This window comes from Sphingobacterium tabacisoli, assembly GCF_017908035.1.
Lineage (GTDB): Bacteria > Bacteroidota > Bacteroidia > Sphingobacteriales > Sphingobacteriaceae > Sphingobacterium > Sphingobacterium tabacisoli.
Window position 1 is genome coordinate 17,871 of record NZ_JAEQMU010000007.1, and the last position, 17,741, is coordinate 35,611.

Annotated in this window: 15 protein-coding genes; 9 read left to right on the plus strand and 6 right to left on the minus strand. The window is 38.9% G+C overall.

The features are described 5' to 3' along the window. Positions 1-33 precede the first annotated feature (33 nt). Complete coding sequence (gene smpB, locus JKG64_RS20620; RefSeq protein WP_210356164.1) at positions 34-489, plus strand: SsrA-binding protein SmpB; 456 nt, start codon at positions 34-36, stop codon at positions 487-489. Here the strand turns inward: smpB and JKG64_RS20625 are convergent. Beyond that, the gene (locus JKG64_RS20625; RefSeq protein ID WP_210356165.1) at positions 486-1,388 is read right to left on the minus strand and encodes an AraC family transcriptional regulator; all 903 of its coding nucleotides are present in this window, start codon (positions 1,386-1,388) and stop codon (positions 486-488) included. The genes smpB and JKG64_RS20625 overlap by 4 nt on opposite strands. 161 nt (positions 1,389-1,549) lie before the next feature. Between JKG64_RS20625 and JKG64_RS20630 the strand changes: the two genes are divergently transcribed. Next, the gene (locus JKG64_RS20630; RefSeq protein WP_210356166.1) at positions 1,550-3,052 is read left to right on the plus strand and encodes an aldehyde dehydrogenase family protein; all 1,503 of its coding nucleotides are present in this window, start codon (positions 1,550-1,552) and stop codon (positions 3,050-3,052) included. 63 nt (positions 3,053-3,115) lie between these two features. Beyond that, complete coding sequence (locus JKG64_RS20635) at positions 3,116-3,490, plus strand: DUF779 domain-containing protein (RefSeq protein ID WP_210356167.1); 375 nt, start codon at positions 3,116-3,118, stop codon at positions 3,488-3,490. On the opposite strand, the gene JKG64_RS20640 is transcribed toward JKG64_RS20635, so the two are convergent. The 3 genes from JKG64_RS20640 to JKG64_RS20650 are packed head-to-tail and all read right to left on the minus strand — an operon-like array spanning position 3,487 to position 6,393. Further along, complete coding sequence (locus JKG64_RS20640) at positions 3,487-3,888, minus strand: acyl-CoA thioesterase (protein WP_210356323.1); 402 nt, start codon at positions 3,886-3,888, stop codon at positions 3,487-3,489. The two genes, JKG64_RS20635 and JKG64_RS20640, sit on opposite strands and share 4 nt — an antisense overlap. 33 nt (positions 3,889-3,921) lie before the next feature. Further along, entirely contained in the window at positions 3,922-5,724 is a 1,803-nt protein-coding gene (locus tag JKG64_RS20645; RefSeq protein ID WP_210356168.1) for a MutS-related protein, read from the minus strand. Between the two features lie 12 nt (positions 5,725-5,736). Continuing rightward, positions 5,737-6,393: a protein-L-isoaspartate(D-aspartate) O-methyltransferase gene (locus JKG64_RS20650; RefSeq protein WP_133585944.1), complete on the minus strand. Its 657-nt coding sequence runs from the start codon at positions 6,391-6,393 to the stop codon at positions 5,737-5,739. A 145-nt stretch (positions 6,394-6,538) separates the two neighbouring features. Between JKG64_RS20650 and blaOXA the strand changes: the two genes are divergently transcribed. Both blaOXA and JKG64_RS20660 read left to right on the plus strand, forming a co-directional pair. Next, complete coding sequence (gene blaOXA, locus JKG64_RS20655; RefSeq protein ID WP_210356169.1) at positions 6,539-7,354, plus strand: class D beta-lactamase; 816 nt, start codon at positions 6,539-6,541, stop codon at positions 7,352-7,354. A gap of 7 nt (positions 7,355-7,361) precedes the next feature. Beyond that, a complete protein-coding gene (locus tag JKG64_RS20660; protein WP_210356170.1) occupies positions 7,362-8,204 on the plus strand; it encodes a DUF4886 domain-containing protein in 843 nt (280 codons plus the stop codon). A gap of 20 nt (positions 8,205-8,224) precedes the next feature. On the opposite strand, the gene priA is transcribed toward JKG64_RS20660, so the two are convergent. Next, on the minus strand, positions 8,225-10,702 hold the full coding sequence (gene priA / locus JKG64_RS20665; protein WP_210356171.1) for a replication restart helicase PriA: 2,478 nt from the start codon (positions 10,700-10,702) through the stop codon (positions 8,225-8,227). 76 nt (positions 10,703-10,778) lie between these two features. Further along, the gene (locus tag JKG64_RS20670; protein ID WP_210356172.1) at positions 10,779-11,168 is read right to left on the minus strand and encodes a DUF423 domain-containing protein; all 390 of its coding nucleotides are present in this window, start codon (positions 11,166-11,168) and stop codon (positions 10,779-10,781) included. A gap of 473 nt (positions 11,169-11,641) precedes the next feature. Between JKG64_RS20670 and JKG64_RS20675 the strand changes: the two genes are divergently transcribed. The 4 genes from JKG64_RS20675 to JKG64_RS20690 all read left to right on the plus strand — a co-directional run bounded on the left by JKG64_RS20675 (position 11,642) and on the right by JKG64_RS20690 (position 17,738). Beyond that, a complete protein-coding gene (locus JKG64_RS20675; RefSeq protein WP_210356173.1) occupies positions 11,642-14,260 on the plus strand; it encodes a PQQ-binding-like beta-propeller repeat protein in 2,619 nt (872 codons plus the stop codon). Positions 14,261-14,379: 119 nt separating this feature from the next. Further along, entirely contained in the window at positions 14,380-15,390 is a 1,011-nt protein-coding gene (locus JKG64_RS20680; RefSeq protein ID WP_210356174.1) for a DHH family phosphoesterase, read from the plus strand. Positions 15,391-15,496: 106 nt separating this feature from the next. Further along, positions 15,497-16,492 carry an FKBP-type peptidyl-prolyl cis-trans isomerase gene (locus tag JKG64_RS20685; protein ID WP_210356175.1) on the plus strand — a complete coding sequence of 332 codons (996 nt, stop codon included), beginning with the start codon at positions 15,497-15,499 and terminating at the stop codon, positions 16,490-16,492. Between the two features lie 466 nt (positions 16,493-16,958). Next, the gene (locus JKG64_RS20690) at positions 16,959-17,738 is read left to right on the plus strand and encodes a TatD family hydrolase (RefSeq protein ID WP_210356176.1); all 780 of its coding nucleotides are present in this window, start codon (positions 16,959-16,961) and stop codon (positions 17,736-17,738) included. The last annotated feature ends 3 nt before the right edge of the window (positions 17,739-17,741 follow it).

Here is a 17,741-nt window from a genome sequence, read left to right on the forward strand (position 1 = left end):
TTTATTACATTTGCACTTCAGTTAATTATAGTTATGGCATTATCGTCTCAAATCAACATAAAAAACAAGAGGGCTTCATTTGAGTATCACCTGATTGACAAGTATGTAGCAGGTGTTCAACTATTGGGCACAGAAATTAAATCTATCCGAGAAGGAAAGGCAAATATCAACGACAGTTTTTGTTCTTTTTTGCATGATGGGCTTTACATTCGTAACATGCACATTGCCGAATATTCATTTGGATCATTTTATAACCATGAAGCCAAACGAGACAGAAAACTTCTACTTACTAAAAAAGAGCTAAAAAAGCTAAAAGAAAAAGGTGAAGAAAAGGGTTTCACTATCGTTCCTTTGCGCATTTTCATTAGCGAGAGAGGCTTTGCCAAAGTGGAGATTGCCTTGGCTCAAGGTAAAAAAGACTTTGACAAACGAGAGACTATCAAAGAGCGTGAAAACAAACGAGAACTTGACCGAATCATGAAGTATTAAGTCAAGATGAATGCACCTGGTGTAAGTCCCTCCCTATTTTTAAAAATCCGGACAAAGTAGTTCACATCATTGAATCCTGCTCCGAAGCAAGATTCTTTTACACTCTGGGTAACTCTTAAAAGCTCTTTGGATTTGGCTATACGCTGCCGAATGACAAATTCCATAGGACTAATCCCCAGCTCTTGCTTAAACATTCTAATCAAACTGGACCTACTCATATTGGCAGCCTTTCCTAGGCTGTCTAATGTTAACTTTTCAGAAACGTGTTTTTGAACAAAATCTTGCAGATGTTGGAGTACCGTACTCGCTGACTTCCCCAATTCTAATACTAACATGGACTGCGCCTGTAGCAATCTTATAACAAGCTCTTTAAATGTTAAGTCCGCTAGGGCATTCTTTAACGGATTTGTCCCTGTCATAATCTTAAACAGTTTATTCAAAAGTTCTGCAAGCTCAGGAGTGTTGTAGAGATGATACTGTTCACTATCCAACTTCCAATTACCAGAAAGACTCATCTTTGGATAAAATTCATTAAGATAATCCATGATCCTCCCGATCTTTTCCCTACTGACGGTCAGCGCAGTACATTGTGTCGGATTTCCAAAATCAGCTTCCGGAAAATCAATATTCATACCAACCGAAGCAGGTAGCACGATCATCTCACCAGGCAAATATTCAAAAGACTGAACATTATTAATATGCATGACCTTCTTCCCTTGTATCATATTAATCATCACTATATCATCAAACCGCAGGGGAACTCTTTCCGACGGCTTATAGGTTTCGTAAATATGCAGTTCTAAATTATCCAATGTAAATGCTCGTCTATTTTCGACAAGTGTAGATATTTCACGCTCTTTAGAAAGCGGCAACAATTGTACCCTAGTATTATTTGTCATATCAAATACTTTATAATCGGCAGTCACTCAAATATAACAAAAATAAAACAAACCAATACCCGCCTCAATAATGCTATGCTTTGAAACGATAATGCTACAGCATTGAAAAATCGATGGCTAAATTTGATAAAATGAGATTTTAAAAATTAAAAGTTAACAATATGAGTACGATTAAAAGACCAACGTTTAAAGAACGTTATGACAACTACATCGGTGGCAAATTTGTTGCACCAACACAAGGAAAGTACTTTGACAATATATCTCCTGTCGATGGAAAAGTTTTCACACAAGTAGCGCATTCTACAAAAGAGGACCTTGATATCGCTGTCGACGCAGCGGCAAAAGCTTTTGAAACCTGGGGTAAAACCTCTGCGACAGAGCGTAGTATCATTTTGAACAAAATTGCTGACCGCATTGAAGCTAATCTGGAATATATAGCTGCAGTAGAGACGATAGATAATGGAAAAGCAGTGCGGGAAACATTGAACGCAGATATTCCCCTAGCCATAGATCACTTTAGATACTTTGCTGGAGTAATCCGAGCAGAAGAAGGGTCATTGACAGAGCTTGACGCAAACACAGTATCCTTAATTGTCCATGAACCTATTGGAGTTGTTGCACAGATTATCCCGTGGAACTTCCCTATTTTAATGGCAGTATGGAAACTAGCTCCGGCACTCGCTGCTGGCAATACCGTTGTCCTTAAGCCAGCAGAAAGCACACCAACTTCTATCTTGGTTCTTATGGAACTTATCGGAGACCTAATCCCAGCTGGTGTAATCAATATAGTCAATGGATTTGGCTCGGAACTAGGCAGAGCCTTAGTCACAAATCCTAAAGTATCCAAAGCAGCATTTACAGGATCCACAGCGACAGGAAGACTTGTTATGCAATATGCCACAGAAAACATTATAACTGTCACGCTAGAACTTGGAGGTAAATCTCCAAATATATTCTTTAACTCTGTAATGGATGAGGATGATGCTTTCCTGGATAAAGCCATCGAAGGTGCAGTTCTATTTGCCCTTAACCAAGGTGAAATCTGTACCTGCCCTTCTCGCCTTCTTATACAAGAAGATATTTATGACCGCTTTATTGCAAAGGTAATTGATCGGGTAAATCAAATTAAAGTTGGTGATCCGTTAGACCCAAGCACTATGATGGGGGCACAAGCCTCAAAAATCCAAAAAGACAAAATCATGTCCTATATCCAATTGGGTAAGGAAGAAGGTGCAGAGGTATTAACAGGAGGAGATCAAAACAATGTAGGAGCTGGTTTTGAAGAGGGCTATTACATCAAACCAACTTTGTTCAAAGGCCATAACAAAATGCGCATTTTCCAAGAGGAGATCTTTGGACCTGTCCTTGCAGTGACGACTTTTAAAGATGAAAAAGAAGCAATAGAACTGGCTAATGATACGATTTACGGTTTAGGAGCTGGTGTTTGGACTCGCGATGCACATCAATTGTATCAGATCCCACGCGCTATCCAAGCTGGACGTGTTTGGGTAAACCAATATCATTCTTATCCTGCAGGAGCCCCATTTGGAGGCTATAAGCAATCGGGAATAGGCCGTGAAAATCACAAAATGATGTTGGGACACTACAGACAGACTAAAAACATGCTGATATCCTACAACAAAGAAAAATTGGGATTCTTTTAACCCTGAATATAGCCTCTCCCTCTAGAATAAAGGAAGAGGCTATATCTTCAAATCACCATTATCATGATTGCACGCCTAGACGCTACCGAAAAAGCCTTGCAGCTCGTAGAAGAGCTCGAACAGAAACATGGGCCACTTATGTTTTACCAAGCAGGAGGATGTTGTGAAGGGACACAGCCACAATGCTTCGAACAAGGAGGTTATTTCCCACGAATGAACGATGTATTAATAGGTCATATCAAAGACTATGAATTTTGGATAGACCGCGACTTATTCGAATACTGGAAGTACTCCCACTTCACGCTAGATGTCCTAGAAGGATTTGGCCCAGGAGGTTTCTCACTCGAAACACCTCTAGGTAAAACATTCAAAATTCATTATCGCTTATTTACTGCAGAAGAATTAGAAAACTTAGAACCTGTCGTCCGTAATAATTAATCTATATCTAATCCTTGCAAGACAGGGATTGGCTTTTTATTTTCATCAAGTGCCACAAAAGTAAAAAGCCCCTGAATTGCAAGTTCTCTACCTTCTTCGTACATATGCTCCAGATAGATTTCTACCTTTATCTTTAAACTTGTACGGCCTACACTATCTACCCTTGCGATAGCTTCAATAATACTTCCGGAGGGAATAGCTTTTTTAAAATCAATACGGTCTGTAGATACCGTAACTAACGTTTTGCGACAAAACCTTGTGGCAGCCATAAAAGAAACCTCATCCATTATAGCCATTGCTTTACCACCAAATAACGTATCGTGATGATTGGTCAAAAAAGGAAAAACCGTTGTACATACACGCGTTTCGGATGCGCTTATCTTTTCTTCAAGTGTCATTTTTGAATAAATTTCCACAAAGGTAGTGTTTTATCAACTGTCAACTTCAACACCTATCCCTTTTAACAGTAATGAAGCATTAAATATGGTACACTTTCCATCCTTCAACTTGTAGTCAAATAACATCTCACCATTCTCTACCTGAATATCAAAATGGTAATTCTTAAGCACGCCTACATATTCATCCTGTAAAGACGCCAACTGTAAATCATGTGTCGCTACCATACCTTTCCCGTCCATGGCAATTAATTTTTTGATAATAGCCTTCGACCCAAGATATTTATCGACAGAGTTCGTTCCTCTTAACATTTCATCAATCAGGACAAAAGTATCAGGCTCTTTTTCTACCAATTCCAAAATAAATTTCATGCGATCGAGCTCAGCCTTAAATGTCGAGGTGCTTTCATTAAGATCATCTTTAATGCGCATGTACGAAACGAGTTTATAAATAGGAAGCTCTAGTCTTTCGGCACACACAACCGCTCCAGCATATGCTAAAACTCCATTTATTCCTACTGTGCGTAAAAATGTACTTTTACCCGCCATATTCGACCCCGTAACTAAAGCAATTCGGTGATCTTGGGCATTATAATCGTTTGATACCGCCTTCCCTTCAGGAATCAGGGGATGATTTATTCGATTTGCGACAATTCCATCTTTACTGGTATCGTCCAACAGGATTGGAGTGGTCCAATCTGGATGATTACGTTTTAAAACAGCCAAACTCGTCAGAGCCTCAAAATCAGCCATGATATCGAAAGTATTCAAGATATTTCCTTCATAGCTTTTTTTCCATTTGACTATAGCCAACACCTGCTTAAAGTCCCATAGCAATACGATATTTAGAATGGAGCCTATTAAAATATTATTCCGGGCATCGAGTTTATCAACCAATGCCCCTAGACGACGAAAAGCCACAGAAAGGTTCTCCCGCTCATCCGTCTTGAGACTAGCCTGTAAGGCTTTGGTCATTTCGGCAGAGAACTCTTCTTCCTCAATCATTTTAACAGCGTCAGAATACGCAATCAAAGTAGCGCCTATCTTGTCTATTCGGGAAGAAAAATAACTCACTTTACCTGCCAGTGCGAGCGTCCAGCCTAAGTGGGCAATCCCCACTAACAGCAATACGTTCCAGATTGGAGTAACGAACAATGAAAACAACACCCCACTAAGCAATATATAAGGCGCGATAGGTACATAAAATCGGAGTACCCCTGACCCGAAATCGAGTGCACCATCTTGGAGATATCTTGATAAAAAAGTTCGAATGTTAGTTTTTTGCCCTAAGTTAAAAAGGAGTTTTTTCTGTAGATTCTGTACCCACATCCCCTTAACACTCAACTCAGCACTGGCTTCTTGCCGCTGCAGAACCTGCACTTTGCTAACGGCGCCACTAAACCAGGATGCTAATCGTTCTACCCCATCTGCTGTTGCAGCTCGATTGATCTTCGCGAAAAGAGACTTAGGTCCAAAAATATCCAAATCGGATACATACGGATGTTTGCCGCTATCATAAATTTCGCCGTCACTATACATATTAATCCCTCCCTCCATCACATCTATTTCATTTTGATTAACACGTAAGAAGGCTTGGCTTTCTGCTTTTGACTTTTCCAATCGGCTTTGCCGAAGTACGAGATAAGCAAACACGAGGACGATAGCCAGAACGACAATAAACAATAGCCAAACGTTATTAAGTTGAAACACCTTAAAAAGAGCTCCACCACCAATCAGGATAACTCCCAACCGCAACAAGCTATTTGTATTGATTTTTTTCTCCAAAGAGGAAAGCTCCAAACTAGCTTGTTGTATATTTTCTTGATAAAGGTCTCTCATTTTAAAGTCGTTTTACCAGGCTTTGTCACCTACTAGAGGAACAAACCTAAAAGTATCTAATTCTATTCGTTCAAAGTCATTTTCTCCAACCCGAAGGATAGTCACCATTTTCTGTGTTTTCTCGTCCCCAACAGGTATTACTAAAAGCCCCCCCAACTTCAACTGTTGCAACATCACTTCGGGGACAAATGGTGCGCCAGCGGTAACAATAATCTTATCATAGGGAGCGTACTGTGCAATTCCTTTAGACCCATCTCCTAAAAAAAAATGAGGTTTATATCCCATATACGGAAGCACTTGGATGGTACGATTGTATAAACTCTCCTGACGTTCGATAGTAAATACCTCCGCCCCAAGTTCCAACAAAATACAGGTTTGATAACCAGATCCTGTTCCTATTTCCAAGATTTTGTCCCCCCTTTTGACATGTAGGAGTTCCGACTGATAAGCCACAGTATAGGGTTGAGAGATTGTCTGCCCATCTCCTATTGGAAAAGCAATATCTTTATATGCCTGATTCCAAAAAGTCTCATCAAAGAAGTAGTGCCTAGGCACCTTTCCAATGGCCTTTAGCACCTTTACATCTTGAATCCCTCTGCTCTCAAGATGCTTTACGAGATTATTTCTCGCCCCTTTTTCCCTGTAATTATCTATGAACTTATATGCCATTATTCTTCAAAAATACCCTATTTAACGGATATTTTAAGGAATAAATACAAAATGTTTGAGGTCAGTATCTTGGTAAAAAAAGAAGCGATCATCAGCTCCTTTTATTTAAAATTAGTATCTTACTCCCTTCAAAAAAACAGTACACATGTCCAGACTACTTCTTCTTTTCAGCTTAGCTGTCTTTATTTCCTGTGACTCTGAATCCGGTGGCAAAGCTTATCACGACGACTATAAAACCGCTTTCGATACCATATTAGACAACTACGATCTCTCAGGCAGTGTATTAATCTATGACCCACAGCAACAGACATATTACTCCAACGATTTTGAATGGTCTAAACGGGATTTTCTACCAGCATCTACATTTAAAATTCCCAATGCAATTATTGCCTTAGAAACGGGCATTATGAAAAGTGACACTTCTATAATCAAATGGGATGGCAAAAAAAGGGACTTTGAAAGCTGGGAAAAAGACTTAACCTTACGAGATGCATTCCAAGCCTCTTGTGTCCCTTGTTTCCAAGAGATTGCCCGTAAAATTGGAACAGCCAGTATGAAGACCTACCTGAACAAATTTCATTACAATGATATGGATGTTACAACAGAAAACATCGATTCTTTCTGGCTTAAAGGCAAATCCCATATTTCTTCCTTTGAGCAGATCGATTTTTTAGAACGCTTTCTCACGAAAAAACTTCCTATCTTAAATACGACTCGGGAATCGATGTTAAAAATCTTTAAAATCGAAGAAAACCAAACATATAAATTATCGGGAAAAACAGGTTGGTCTTACAATGAGACCAACAATAACGGCTGGTTTGTGGGCTTTTTGGAAAAAGACCATAAAAAATACTATTTCTCATTAAATGCCATCCCTAAAGACGCTAATAAAATGGAAAAGTTTGCAGATGGTCGCAAACAAGCCATTTACGATGCCCTCAGAGCAATGAAACTAATCTAAAACTATAATGAAAAGAATCAACTTAACCTTAATCACACTATTTTTTTTATGCCAAACACTATTCGCACAAGAACAGGCTGTATTAAAAGTATTGGCTATAGGCAATAGCTTCTCTGAAGATGCTATAGAAAACTACCTCTACGACCTGGCAAAGACAAGTAATAAAAAAATGGTAATCGGCAATCTATACATTGGAGGAGCCTCTTTGGAACTACATGTCAAAAACGCTACCGATGATAAAGAAAGCTACAGTTACCGAAAAACAAACATCGACGGAAGTAAGTCTTCAACAAAGAACACGAGCATTTCTCAAGCAATAAAAGATGAAGACTGGGATTACATTAGCTTACAACAAGCCAGTCCTTACTCAGGGCAATATGATGTTATCATGAAGAACCTCCCAAATCTTGTTGATTACGTTAACAAACTAAAGCCTTCAAAGACAAAGATCATATATCATCAGACCTGGGCCTATCAGCAGAACTCTGAACATAAAGGTTTTGCAAATTATGAGAGAAATCAGGGAATCATGTACAAGAGTATAGCGGATGCCACACAAAAGATAAATAAGTCGAAGGTCTTTACTTTTGTTGTACCTGCCGGCACCGCGGTACAGAATGCCCGTACCTCATCGATAGGAGACAAATACACCCGTGATGGCTATCATCTCCAATTGGACTATGGTCGCTTTACAGCAGCTTGTACTTGGTACGAAATGTTGTTTCATGTAGACGTCCGCAAGAACGATTATAGACCAGAAAAGGTAACTGAGCTACAAGCCAAAATTGCAAAAGAAGCAGCCCATAGAGCCGTAAAAAAGCCCTTTAAAGTGTCTGAAATAAAATTGTGAGAGCTAATTATCTAAATCACTTAGTACGGGTCTATATCCAACTGGATCCGTACTCCTGCATTAAGTTTGTCTAATTCGAATGACAGAATAGCTGCACGGATCAACTCTTTTACTTTCACGATACTGACACCTCCCCGCTCTATCTTAAGAACAATTGTCTGTATATAATTATTACGGACTCTAGATACCAGTGGTGGCTCAGGCCCCAGCACTCGACTACCTAACTGCAACCTTAATAAGTTAGCCAACTTTTGGGCAGAATCCAACGTCTGCTGTTGATCCGGATGCTTTACGTCCAATCGAATCAGCCTATAGAAAGGTGGGTAGAGAAAATTCTTACGTTCGGTTACCTCCTTCATAAACATTCCTTCGTAATCATGTTGCACAACTTGCTCAATAACCCTATGATGAGGAGTATAGGTTTGGATAATGACCTTTCCCAAGACATCCCTCCTTCCCGCTCGTCCAGCAACTTGTGAAAACAGCGAAAAGGCTCTTTCATAAGCTCTAAAATCTGGAAAATTGATAATCGTATCAGCATCAATAATTCCTATCAGGCTTACCCTTCCAAAATCTAGCCCTTTAGCAACCATCTGTGTCCCAATAAGGATATCATATTCGTGGTCATCAAAAGCATTGATGATTTTATCAAAACCATATTTACCCCGAGTTGAATCCAAGTCTAAACGACCTATACGTAAATCAGGCATCAATATTTCTAGCTCTTCTTCGACCCTTTCTGTTCCAAAGCCTTTACTTTCCATATGTGGCATACCACAGGCTGGACAAACGTTGATTGGCGTTTCCGAATGCCCACAATAGTGGCAATGGAGCAAATGAGAAGTCTTATGATAAGTAAGGCTTACATCACAATTCACACATTTTGCAACGTAGCCACAGGTATTACATTGGACAAACGGGGTATGTCCTCTGCGATTCTGAAAGAGAATCACTTGCTCCTTACGCGACACGGCATCTTTAATCCCGTTCAAGAGCGTTTCACTAAAATAAGAATGCATTTTATTTTTACGGCTCTCTTCGGGGATATCGACAATCTCTATTTCAGGCAACTGTGCCTCTCCGTATCGCTTCAAAAGCTGGACTAATCCATACTTACCTGCTTTCGAATTATAATAACTTTCTACAGAAGGTGTTGCCGACCCCAAAAGCACCTTCGCCTCGTGCAGATGTCCCAAATATATAGCAGTGTCTCGGGCATGATATCTCGGGGCTGGATCAAATTGCTTATAAGAGGTTTCATGTTCTTCGTCTACAATGATAAGCCCCAAGTCCTGAAACGGCAGAAAAACGGAGGATCTAGCTCCGATAATAACACGAAATTCATTCTTTAAAACCTTGTGCCACACTTCCGCTCTTTCGTTGTCATTGAATTTGGAGTGGTACACCCCCAACTGATTGCCAAAATGGAGTTTTAACCGGGCAGTAATCTGAGCAGTTAATGCAATCTCTGGTAGTAAGTAAAGTGCATTTTTTCCTTCCTCGAGTATCTTTTCAATCAAACGAATGTAAATCTGGGTCTTTCCCGAGGCTGTAACACCATGCAATAACACCACATCTTTACTTTCAAAACTACTGTCAATCCCCTCAAATGCAACACGTTGCTGCTCACTGAACTCGAACTCTTTAGTCATTTGCAAATCTGTCCCTTCAAATCGACTAACTACTTTCTCTCGAACCTCAAAAACTCCCTTCTCTATTAGCGCTGTAATTGCACCACTACCGCATGCGGCAACCTCCATGAGGTCCTGCCTCGTTATATCTGCCCGACTCTTTGACAACTGTAAAAATGCTAGAACAGCATCCTGCTGCTTTGGCGCCTTATTCAATCCATCTAGTAACAACCTCTTCCCTTCACTATCATTGTACTCCGCTGCGATATACAAAAAGGCTTTCGTTTTAGGTTTGTATTTTTCTTTAATTTCTTCCGAAATAAGTACAAACCCTTGCTCAAAAAGCGACCTCAACAGAGGAAAAACAGACTTTTGTCCTAATATTTTGATGACATCTGCAACGCGCAGCTCTCCTGCAATGTCAAGAGCTTCAAGTACCAAATATCCTTTATCCGAAAGAACAGAACGGTCTAGATCCGGATTTTCAGAAGCTATGATCTTTGTTTCCGATGCCATTTTGAGTGCCGCTGGCAGCGCGGCCTGCATCACCTCTCCAAGCTGACACATGTAATAATCAGACATCCATTGCCAGAGTATCAACTGTCGTTCATTGACAATTGCGTCATCATCGACAACTTCTAAGATATATTTTGCTTCGTACTTTTCTGGGGCCTCTTTAGATATGTTTTTTACTATTGCGGAATATACCTTATTCTTACCAAACTGCACAATGACGCGTACTCCTACTTTAATTTTTTCGTTCCACTCAAATGGAACCCGATAAGTATACGTTTTGGCAATAGAGAGCGGCAGTACCACCTCTACAAATAATGTCTCGCGTTCAGCAAACAAATCAGTACTATGCATGTGACAAAGATATTATAAAAAGCCACAGTAGTACACCGTGACACAGGCATAAAAAGAAAAATGGAATGCGCAGAAACTACGCGCGGTGTTTTACTGCTGCAACAAATAATCCGACCCACCCCACCATAAAACAAAGTCCTCCTAAAGGTGTGACAGGCCCTAGGAATCGCCATCCGTCAATCCCTAATAAAGAGCGCACACTGAGCAAATATAAAGACCCTGAGAACAACAGTATGCCTATGGTAAAAGCTATGAATGAGACCCGAATAGACGGACTTTTAGCCCTTGAAAAAGTAGAAAGAAATAATAACGCGAAGACGTGATAAAAATGATATTGATTAGCCGTCTTCCAAGTTCCCAAATGATAATCGCTTATTTTCCCCTCGAGGCCATGTGCACCGAACGCACCTAAAATCACAGCAATCAATCCCAAAAAAGAAGCAGTTAAAATTATTTGCTTATTCATATGTAAATAATTTGTCTTTTATCTGTCATATGGAATATCCAAAGTATTTTCATTGGTCTTTGTGTAGCCTGTACTACATGGATATTTCATATGTGTATAATTATCTTCGATGAGCTCGCAAGCTCGGTTTGTTTTTTCAATGGTCATCCACCAGCTGGGCGGATCCAAACTATAATTCCTCAATATTTGCACAGCCTAATACTACAGGTATATTTCGTGTACATTTATTCAGAAACTACTTATGTTGAACTATTGCCTATAAATGTATAAAATATCCCCTACAAATAGGCTATTTTAATTTTTTTTATCCCACTCTTATACGTTACAAAGCGATAAAACAGCAATCAGCTTCTTACAAATACCTTGGTCAATATATTTCAAGAAAACATGGAACAGATTTTTAACTCAAAAAATGATGAAAAGTTTTTGTTACGTTATTCATAAAATAGGAGCGAAATAAGTAGGTTTGCAATATGCGGAATACTATTATCCTCTCGGTAATTCTATTTGTAGCAGTGGTTACTGCTTCCATATACTATTTTCGTAATCTTGATGGCGAACATAACCGCGCTGCCAAACCTTTACGTTACCTACCTGACAATGCACTACTTATCGCTGCAATTGGAAATAACGAAGCTTCAGATAATATATTTAAAGATTTTGAAATTTTTGAAGCACTATTAGGTCAAAACGACTTTGAACTAATGAGCATATTCAAGAAAGAGTTATTACGTAACGAAGCATTAAAAAAACATGTCGATGATGCAGAAGTCTACATCTCTTTCCATCCTAATGGCAAAAACATTGAAACAATACTAACGATTCCAACTGCAACCGCTATTTCTCCGACTGAATTTTCTAGCATTCTGAACCAAATAAGCAAACGCTATAAAATTAACACGGTCGATACGATGGGGAGTAAAATCTATGAAATACAATATGGTATAAAAGACTCTACATTATCCGCTGTCTACTATAATAACATATTCTTTGCCTCAAACTCAAACAAACTATTAACAAAGATTTTAGACAAACACAGTAAGCATTTACCGGACTCCCAAATTGATTTTTTCCTAAAAGGAGACTCAAGAAATACAGCGCTAAGTGTATACTTCCCACATCAGCAGTACGATAGCATCGTCAATTTGTATCAACGTAAAAACGATGGTCCCTTTTTAAACTTATTCAAGAATATGCAGGGGCAATCTGTTTGGAATATCAACTTCAAACAAGATGCATTAATGCTTACTGGCGAAAGTGAATTAGATCAATATTCGGAAAACTATATTTCGCTATTTAAACATCAAGAAAAAACAAGCCAAAGCTTATATACTTATTTCCCTTCTAGTACCGCGGTATATGTAGACTGTAGTATTAGTGACCGCTCTCAATTTCAAAAGGACTTACGTGACCTTTTTAAAAGAAGAAAGGAAAAAATAGCGGAAGAAATAGACACCACTGGTACACGAGAACAATTGAACAGCTTATTGGGTGATGAAATTTCTTTTATTGAAACCGTCTCCAGTAGCTATATCGGATTTATAAAGTTAAATAAGAAAGAAGCTTGGCAAGAACTAGAAAAACACTTTTTGGAGAATCTCCAAGACTCCATATATCGTTTCAAAGCATCTGGCCTACTTTACCAACAATTCGGGGATCTCTTTAAAGAATTTCCACGCCCTTATGCAACTGTAGTTGATGATGTTTTGGTTATTGCCAACAGTAGTAGAACCCTCAGCGACTATCGAGACGATTTTGGAAGACGGGATTTTCTGACAGGTACCTTAGGCTTTAAAAACTTTGAAAAACTACAAGGAAATGAAGCAAACGTAACGCTCTTTATACATGGTAGAAATGCTAATTCAAAGATATTGAATTCACTCAACCTCCCTTTTCAGAGCAATTATAAAGACAAGGACAACTTTGGCTTTCAGGACTTCTACTCTTGGTCTCTTCAACTATCAGGTAATTCAGGTAAATTCATATCTCAACTCTATGCGTTATTTAAAAGCAAGAATGCGCTAGGCGCAACGCCAGAATGGACCTATACGCTCGAAAATAAAGCGATTACAAAACCCTATATATTTGAACATTCTGATACCAGTCAGTTTATTTTGCTCCAAGAACTAGATCATACGATCCATGCAATCAGTCCACAAGGGAAGAAACTATGGTCAACAGTATTTGCAGGCCGAGTAGTAGGTGATATTCAACAGTTAGAAGATCGAAGCATTTTACTGGTAACAGACCGCAACAGACTATATCGTTTTGACACGAATGGCAAGACGCTCAAAGGATTTTCTGTCGAGACACCAGAAGAACCTATAGCTCATCCATCTGTGGTGACACTACAAGGCAAGAAAACAATCTTGATCCCCAGTCGTAAAAAAGTACATGCCTTCGATATGGAAGGCCGTATGCTTCCAGATTGGTCTATTCCTGAGACAAATGGTGATATATTGGGACCAATTATAGCATTTAATAACCAAATCCTCGTAGGTACGAGCTCGGGAAAAATATATCTACTTAGTGAAAACGGGCAAAAAGCACATGAGATCACTATTAAAAATGATATCCGACTGAGGAATCCGATTGGTATATTACAGAGCAACAACCCTGAAAGCGAATTCTTAGCTATAGATACTACAGGACGACTACATCGCGTATCACGTGACGGCACCGATAATTCCTCTTTATTAGAATCGATTGGAGTTTCGAGTATCACCGACTTCGTCAATATAAATTCGTCTGCCAATGCCGAAATAGTTAGCGTTAACAATGATCTGCTCCGTGTTTACGGTATTTCAGATAGCGCGCGTGTTCTATTTGAATACAACTTCACCAAAGAAATCAACGACCGGCCACAGTATTTTTATCTTCCCAATAATTCGGGGACACGCATAGGCTTGGCTTCAAGAGCTACAAACCTTATTTATCTCTTTAATGGTGAAGGAAATCTGGAAGAAGGTTTCCCAGTAGAAGGACAACCTTTATTTCATTACGGACGAATTAACTACAATGGCGATACTTATTTGCTCTGTATGCGACGTGATCACAAACTCTATGCTTTTAAACATCAAAAACAACAATAATTTGACTCCAAATCAGGCAGGACTATCACACGTTATTAATGCACAAAAGCAGCGGTATTCGGTAAAAATAATTTTCTTGCGAGACGAATAATTTGTACGTTTGTAATCTTATATTTTTTATGTTACGAGGAGAAAATCATTTAGCATTACTGACCGAACCTAGACGTATTGTAATCACAACACATCATAAACCAGATGGAGATGCTTTAGGCTCATCCCTAGCCCTATACCATTGGCTAAAAAAAAGGAATCATGACGTTTCCGTGGTCTTGTCATCAGATTTCCCTTCTTTTTTAGACTGGATGCCTGGTCGTAGTGATGTTATCATTTACACCGAAAAATCTAAAATAGCAACGGAGTTATTAGCCGATGCTGAAATTATATTTTGCTTAGATTATAGTGCCCTTTCCCGGACCAATATCCTTGAAAGATTTATTACTGAATCACCTGCTCAGAAGTGGATGATTGACCACCACTTGGATCCAGAAGATTTTGCATCATTAACTTATTGGGATTCCTCTGCTGCAGCAACTGCACAGCTCATATATACTTTTATTGCAGATGTAATTGGAGCCGGTCAGGAAATAGACGCTGATATTGCGACTTGTCTGTATGCTGGTATTATGACCGATACGGGATCATTCCGATTTCGTTCAACAACAGCAGCCGTGCATTATATTATTGCCAATCTCATTGAAGCAGGTGCACGAAACTGGGAAATCCATGAACATATCTATAACAGTTCTACAGAACGTCGCTTAAAATTTTTAGGCTATGCGTTACTCAACTGCCTGGAAGTAATACCCGAGTACAATACGGCACTTTTTGCTATAAGTAAAGAAGACCTTGCTCAGTTTGATATCACCACTGGCGATACAGAGGGATTGGTTAATTATGCCCTATCTATTAAAGGTATCCGCTTGGCAGCATTAATTATCGATAGAACTGAATTAATTAAATTATCTTTACGCTCAATTGGTGAGATTCCTTGCAATGAAATCTGTAAAAAGTATTTCAATGGGGGTGGCCATTTGAATGCCTCGGGAGGTAGCTCGACAGCTGATTTAGCGTCTGTTGTAAACACATTTATAGCTATATTACCAGAATATAAAGACATATTAACAAAGTAAATAAGTATTAATCAATAAAATGAAGACCATCACGATTTATTCTATCTATCACCAAGAAGAATAAATCAGATAGCTTTCATACAAAATGAAAACAATTTTAAAATAGATGAAAAAATCAGTTTTATTTTTATCGGCAGCTGCGATGTTACTAGCTGCTTCATGCCAGAGCTTCAAAAAGGGTGATGGTGGTCTAGAGTACAATCTTGTGGACGATGTTGCCAAAGAAAAGGCTGTAGCAGGAGACTTTTTATCAGTTGATCTAACGATCAGATCAGACAAAAATGATTCTCTACTTAACAGTACATACGATTTAGGCTTACCTCAAATTGTAAATATTGCTCCAGACTCAATCCCGGGAGCGTACAAAGGAGATTACAACTCTATGTTTAAATTCTTAGGGGAAGGTGACTCTGCGGTATTCAAATTAAATATGGATACTATGGCAGCTAAAACTGGACAACCTAAACCAGAATTTGCAGACAAGTTTGTTACTTTTACTGTAAAAGTAAGAAAGCACTTCAAAAAAGGTCAGCTAACTGATTCTGCATTATATGCAGAGATTGACGGTTATTTCAAAGGTGAATTAGAAGGTTTGAAAAAAGCTGAAGAAGGAAAAATTTCAAGTTATATCGCTAGTGAAAAACTAGAGCCTAAGAAAACAGCATCTGGTTTACAGTATGTTATTGCAGAAGAAGGTAAGGGCGCTAAACCAGTATTAGGAGACACCGTGGTTGTAAATTACACAGGTATGCTGACTAACGGTACTGTTTTTGATTCATCAATCAAAGAAAATGCGATTAAAGGAAAACTTCCAGTAGACCCTATGCGTACTTTCGAACCGATTCGTTTCCCAATTGGCGTACAACCTGTGATTGAAGGATGGACAGAAGCCCTTTATTTGTTTGGCAAAGGAACGAAAGCAAAATTGATCATCCCTTCTGCATTAGCTTATGGAGATCGTCCTGCAGGACAAAAAATCCCTCCTTATGCACCATTGATTTTTGACGTAGAACTAGTTGATGTCATCAAAGGCGTAGCTCCAACACAAGCACCAGCTACACCTAATGCTACTGCGCCGACAGTAACTGAACCGACAAACTAAGAGCAAAAAAGTTTATAGATATAAAGCGCCCGATAAAATCGGGCGCTTTTCTTTTATAGAAATTAGTAGTGTAGAATCATTAGTTTTTCATTTTTTGACCAAAAGCAACGCTCTCCCATAAATCTTAATCAATAACTAGACTTCAGTAATTATACTCTTATACAACTCTTTCAAATAATTACCACAAATACTAATAAATCCATGTACGACAAGTACAATTTCATTAGAGCATACTCCAAGCAGTACACAAGTTATCATAGCTAATATGTAGAAAATCGTGGAAACATATAAGGCATCATTAGATTAAACTTCTTAAATTATTACAGTTAAATCATTTTACCCTGCCACACTTTACCATTTTTCAAAAAAAAGAACACTTACTTTCAATTAATCATGTTTTTTCAGCTTGGATTAGTCTTATTATTAACAATTTGCTATTTTTGAAAAATTCAAAACTAAGCTGATCATGCAGTCATCCTATATCCTAACCGATACGCATACGCATTTTTATTATAACATCCACACAGAAAAGATTGTTGAGCAGATCCAACGCTGTTTGGATTATAATATAACACGTCTTTTTTTACCCAATGTTGATCGCGAATCAATAGCAGCTGTAATGGATACGGTAAAGGCTTATCCAGAGCATTGCTTTCCTATGCTAGGGCTCCATCCTTGCAGTGTAAAGGAAGATTACAAAGCGGAACTGGACACTATAGAAAAAGCAATTTCTCAACATAAGATATATGCCATAGGCGAGATAGGGATTGATTTATATTGGGACAAAAGCACTTTGGAATGGCAAAAAGATGCTTTTCGCACGCAAGTCAATTGGGCAAAACAACTTGACCTTCCGATTGACATTCACTGTCGGGAGGCTTTTGATGAGACATTTGAATTATTGGACGAGCTGCAGGACGATAAGCTATTCGGCATATTCCACTGTTTCACGGGGAGCTTGGAACAAGCACATCGGGCAATCGATCTGGGCTTTAAGCTGGGGATCGGAGGAGTCGTCACATTTAAGAAAGCAGGCTTAGATGCTGTTGTAAAACAAATTCCCTTAGAACATTTGGTCCTAGAAACAGACGCCCCCTACCTTGCTCCCTCTCCATATCGAGGAAAAGAAAATGAAAGCTCTTATCTTCACTACATTGCGGAGAAAGTCGCAGATCTTCATGAAATCAGCATCGAAGAAGTAGCTCGGATAACTACACTAAATTCTAAATCAATTTTTGGCATCTAAATA